This window comes from Prosthecobacter sp., assembly GCF_044378005.1.
In the GTDB taxonomy this organism is placed as follows: domain Bacteria; phylum Verrucomicrobiota; class Verrucomicrobiia; order Verrucomicrobiales; family Verrucomicrobiaceae; genus Prosthecobacter.
The window spans coordinates 1-4,196 of record NZ_JBILYB010000265.1; the positions used below are offsets into that span (position 1 = coordinate 1).

5 protein-coding genes and 1 pseudogene are annotated in these 4,196 nt (G+C 58.7%); all 6 read left to right on the forward strand.

What is annotated here, in order from left to right; translation table 11 throughout:
• A partial coding sequence (locus tag AC6FTP_RS25785; protein ID WP_497209769.1) for a methyltransferase domain-containing protein occupies window positions 1-442 on the forward strand: 442 nt, incomplete at its 5' end.
• Complete coding sequence (locus AC6FTP_RS25790) at window positions 435-1,400, forward strand: glycosyltransferase family 2 protein (RefSeq protein ID WP_497209770.1); 966 nt, start codon at window positions 435-437, stop codon at window positions 1,398-1,400. The genes AC6FTP_RS25785 and AC6FTP_RS25790, both read left to right, overlap by 8 nt.
• The gene (locus AC6FTP_RS25795; RefSeq protein ID WP_497209771.1) at window positions 1,397-1,837 is read left to right on the forward strand and encodes a sugar 3,4-ketoisomerase; all 441 of its coding nucleotides are present in this window, start codon (window positions 1,397-1,399) and stop codon (window positions 1,835-1,837) included. The genes AC6FTP_RS25790 and AC6FTP_RS25795 overlap by 4 nt, the downstream gene beginning before the upstream one ends.
• A gap of 4 nt (window positions 1,838-1,841) precedes the next feature.
• Window positions 1,842-2,957: a sensor histidine kinase gene (locus AC6FTP_RS25800; RefSeq protein WP_497209772.1), complete on the forward strand. Its 1,116-nt coding sequence runs from the start codon at window positions 1,842-1,844 to the stop codon at window positions 2,955-2,957.
• On the forward strand, window positions 2,941-3,597 hold the full coding sequence (locus AC6FTP_RS25805; RefSeq protein ID WP_497209773.1) for a response regulator transcription factor: 657 nt from the start codon (window positions 2,941-2,943) through the stop codon (window positions 3,595-3,597). The genes AC6FTP_RS25800 and AC6FTP_RS25805 overlap by 17 nt, the downstream gene beginning before the upstream one ends.
• Before the next feature lie 90 nt (window positions 3,598-3,687).
• Window positions 3,688-4,196 (forward strand): annotated as a pseudogene (locus AC6FTP_RS25810) (hypothetical protein); the annotation flags it as partial.

The following is a 4,196-nucleotide window of genomic DNA, read 5'->3' on the forward strand; positions in this document are numbered from 1 at the left end:
CTTCGATGCCGTCCTGAGTCTGGACGTGCTCTACCACGAGCAGGTGGATGAACATCGTGCACTGGACGAGATAGCACGCGTGCTGAAGCCCGGCGGCATTTTCATCATGAATCTTCCAGCCTTCGACTGCCTTCGTGGCGCGCATGATCACGCGGTCCGTGGCGCACGACGCTACACAGCATGTCAGGTGCGTGATCGCCTGCTTTTTCATAACCTCAGCGTGGATATGATGCACTACTGGAATGCCTGGCTCTTTCTGCCGCTGCTCGTCTGGCGGCGCTGGACACGGCTGCGCCCGCATTCAGCGCGCTCGGATATCCGGCAGCTTCCTGCCTGGCTGAATGCCTCGCTCACCCATCTTGGCCGGCTGGATGCATGCGCCAGCCGCAGACTTGGGTTCATCGGCTCCTCTGTTTTCACCGTCGCACACCGCCATGAATGAGAACGCTGAGACACCCGAATTCAGCTTCGTTGTCCCATTGTTCCAAACGGGAGATGGATTGCCATCGCTGCTGGCAGCCTTCCGCGAATTGCGCCTGGCGCAGAGCTGGGAACTCGTGCTCGTGGATGATGGAAGCTCGGATGGAACCTTTGACCGGGTCCGTGAATTAACGGCTCATTTTCCCGCTCCAGTCGTGCTCGTGGAACTGGCACGCAACTACGGCGAACATGCCGCCGTGCTCGAAGGCTACCGGCGCTCACGCGGAATGTGGGTGGTCAATCTCGACGACGATCTGCAAAATCCCGTGGGTGAAGCCGTGCGCCTGCTGGAGCATCTGCGCACCAGCGGAGCCGAGGTCGTGTACTCACGCTACGAAACCAAGCAGCACTCCCTGCTGCGCAATGTGGCAAGCCGGCTGGCAAACCACTTCGCCACTCTGCTGCTGGGCAAGCCGGCTAAACTCTACCTCTCCAGCTTCCGTGCCCTCCGCCGCGAACTCGTGGAGCGTATCATCACCTATCACGGGCCGTACCCTTACATCGACGGTCTCATCCTCGGTGCCACGCGTCACATCAGCACACTCGAAGTACGCCATGACCCACGCATTCAAGGGCGCAGCCAGTACAGCCTGACCAGGCTGATCCGCCTGAGCTTGAGCCTGCTCTTCGACTTCAGCATCATGCCACTGCGCCTTGCGAGCGTGCTCGGCGTCATCCTTTGTCTCGGCGGAGCAGCCGTGCTGGCCATCGTGCTACTAGAAATGATCACTGTGGGCGCACGACAGGCGGGCTGGGGATCACTGATGGGCGCACTGGCAATCTTCTCCGGCGCACAATTGCTGATGCTTGGCATCATCGGCGAATATGTCGGACGCGCCTTTCTGACCGTGTCAGGCAAACCCCAGTCACTCGTGCGCACAATGATCCATCGCGATGCCGCAGCCCCTGACTGCACATGAGACTGCCACCACCCAGCATTAGTGAAACACCCGTGCGCGGAGTGCGCCTCTACGAGATGCCTTGCTGCGTTGATCCTGCGCGTGGGCACCTCAGCGTCGGCGAACTTCCTCAAGGTCTGCCCTTCCAGCCACAGCGCTACTTCCTCACCTTTGGCGTTCCTCCAGGTCAATCACGCGGCCAGCATGCACATCGTCGCTGCGCGCAGTTCCTTCTCTGCGTGCATGGAAATTGCCACCTGCTCGTCGATGACGGCGAGCGGCAGGCCGATTTTCATCTCGACCGCCCGACACTCGGCGTCTTCGTCCCTCCGCTGATCTGGTCCACTCAGTTCCAGCATTCGGCAGATTCAGTCTTGCTCGTGCTGGCCTCTTTCCCGTATGAAGAGGAGGATTACATCCGCGAGTATGCAGACTTTTTGAGGCTCGCCGCCACTTAGCCACATGAGCACGCGCATCTCCAGCCACCCGTTGCCCACAGAGTCAGCCACACCGGCTCAGGCGGTCGGCTGGGCAGCCTTGACCAATATCATGCGTCAGCGGCCGTTCTGGCTCGCCATCCTGATGCCCGTGGCATTGACACTTGTGATGGGATGGTTGGATGGGGCGACCGGCTGGGAAGTCAGCCTTTTCATTTTCTATGCCGTCCCGATCATTTTGGCCGTGTGGTGGTCCGGCAGCACGGCAGGATTCCTCATTGCCATCTTCTCGGGCATTGTCTGGTGGTATTCAAACAATGACACCCACCCCTATGAAACCGAGCTGGGCTATCTCTGGGCACTGATGAACCGCGAGTTCTATTTCTGCGTCGTCGTCTTCGCCGTGAATGCCGTGCGCAACCGTCAGGACTCTGACGCAGCCCACATCCGCATGCTCGAAGAGCGTCGGCAGCTCGAAAAAGACATCGTCAGCGTCAGCGAGCATGAGCAGCAACGCATCGGACGGGATCTGCATGACGGACTCTGCCAGCAGCTCGCAGCCATCGGCTGCGCCGTGCGTGCTCTCACGGAAGACATGCAGGCCAAAGGACTCGATGGCGCTCATGACGCCTCGCAGATCGAGGAATCACTCCAGCAGGCCGTCGTCGAAGCACGGGATCTCGCTCGTGGCATCTTTCCTGTGCACGTGGATCGCAGCGGTCTCTCCACCGCATTGCGGGACCTTGCGCAGATGACCTCCCGGCTCACTGGAGCGAACATTGAAGTCCGGGAGAACACAGAACTGCAGCTCGACTCCCCTGAGGCCTCCATGCACCTCTACCGCATCGTCCAGGAGGCTGTGGCCAATGCTGTGCGTCATGGCCAGGCCAGAAACATTCTCATCAAAATCGAACTGAACGATCAGAACCTGAACCTCATCATTGAGGACGATGGCAAGGGCATGGATTTCCAAGCGGTTCGTAAAGCCGAAGGCATGGGGCTGCGCACCATGCGCTACCGCGCCCAGGCCATTGGGGCGGAACTTCACTTCGAGCCAAAACTCAGCGGCGGCACACGAGTCCGCTGCCAGCTCAGGATCGAGCACACGCCCACCACCCACGATCATGAATTCCATCGCTAAAAAAGTACTTCTTGTCGAAGACCACCCCATGTTTCGAGAACATCTGGGACTGCTCATCAAGCGTGAACTCGGCCTGACCATCTGTGGTGAAGCCGACAACATCCGGGATGCCATGAGACTCATCCAGGAAACCCAGCCTGACGTGGCCATCGTGGACATCACCCTGCATGGCTCCAGTGGTTTGGAACTGCTCAAGGATCTGAAAGCCCAGGGAATCGATCTGAAAATCCTCGTGCTCTCCATGCACGATGAAGATCTTTACGCTGAGCGCTCCCTGCGTGCCGGAGCCCAGGGTTACATCAGTAAGAATGAAGCCTCCAAAGAAGTCGTCAAAGCCCTCCGCAGCGTCCTGGATGGCGAAATCTATGTCAGCCAGAGGATGAATGCCAAGCTGCTCAGCCGCATGACCCAAAAGCGCTCCACTGTGCTCGTCGGCATGGAGACACTCGCCGACCGCGAGTTGGAGGTCTTCCAGCTCCTCGGTCGTGGCAAAAGCACCAAAGAGATAGCGGACAGTCTCCACCTCGGTGAATCCACCGTCGAAACCTACCGCGCCCGCATCAAGGACAAGCTCCAGCTTCGCAGTGCCGCCGAGCTGTATCTGCGAGCTGGAGAATGGGTGCGCGAGCATGGGGCATGACGCCTCACTAGCGCGCAGCGCTACGGGGACAGTCTTTTGCCAGTGTGGGCCGGTTTCTGCCAGTGTGTTTGCAGCAACCAGCACACCCTTATGACACCTCCTCCCAGCAGTCACAAGACACCGGCCAGCACCTCTGGACACCCCTGGCGAATGGCGTTCGCCATGGCGCTTCTAGGTCTGCTTCCCTGGCTGATCTACGGCCACACATTGCGCTTCGGCACAGTCTTGGATGACGACACCTATGTTTTCAACAATCCTTACCTGAGAGACGCCTCAAGCTTTCTCTACCTGCTGGATTTAAAAAGCTTCGTTCACCGCTGCCTTCAATGGGGTGTCAGCGCTGACATCGCCTTGAATTTTATCACCCGGCCCGTCACCTATCTCACTTTCTATTTCAATCATCTCGTCGGCGGTGACGATACCACCACGTATCGCTTGTTGAACATTGCCATTCACATGGGCAATGGCCTGCTCCTGTTCTCCCTCATCCGCAGACTGTTTCAACGTGACTCCTTTTCTCTGCTCGCAGCAGCCACGGCAGGACTCCTCTTCGTCGCCCATCCTTTGGCGACTGAGTCCGTTACTTACATCACTCAGAG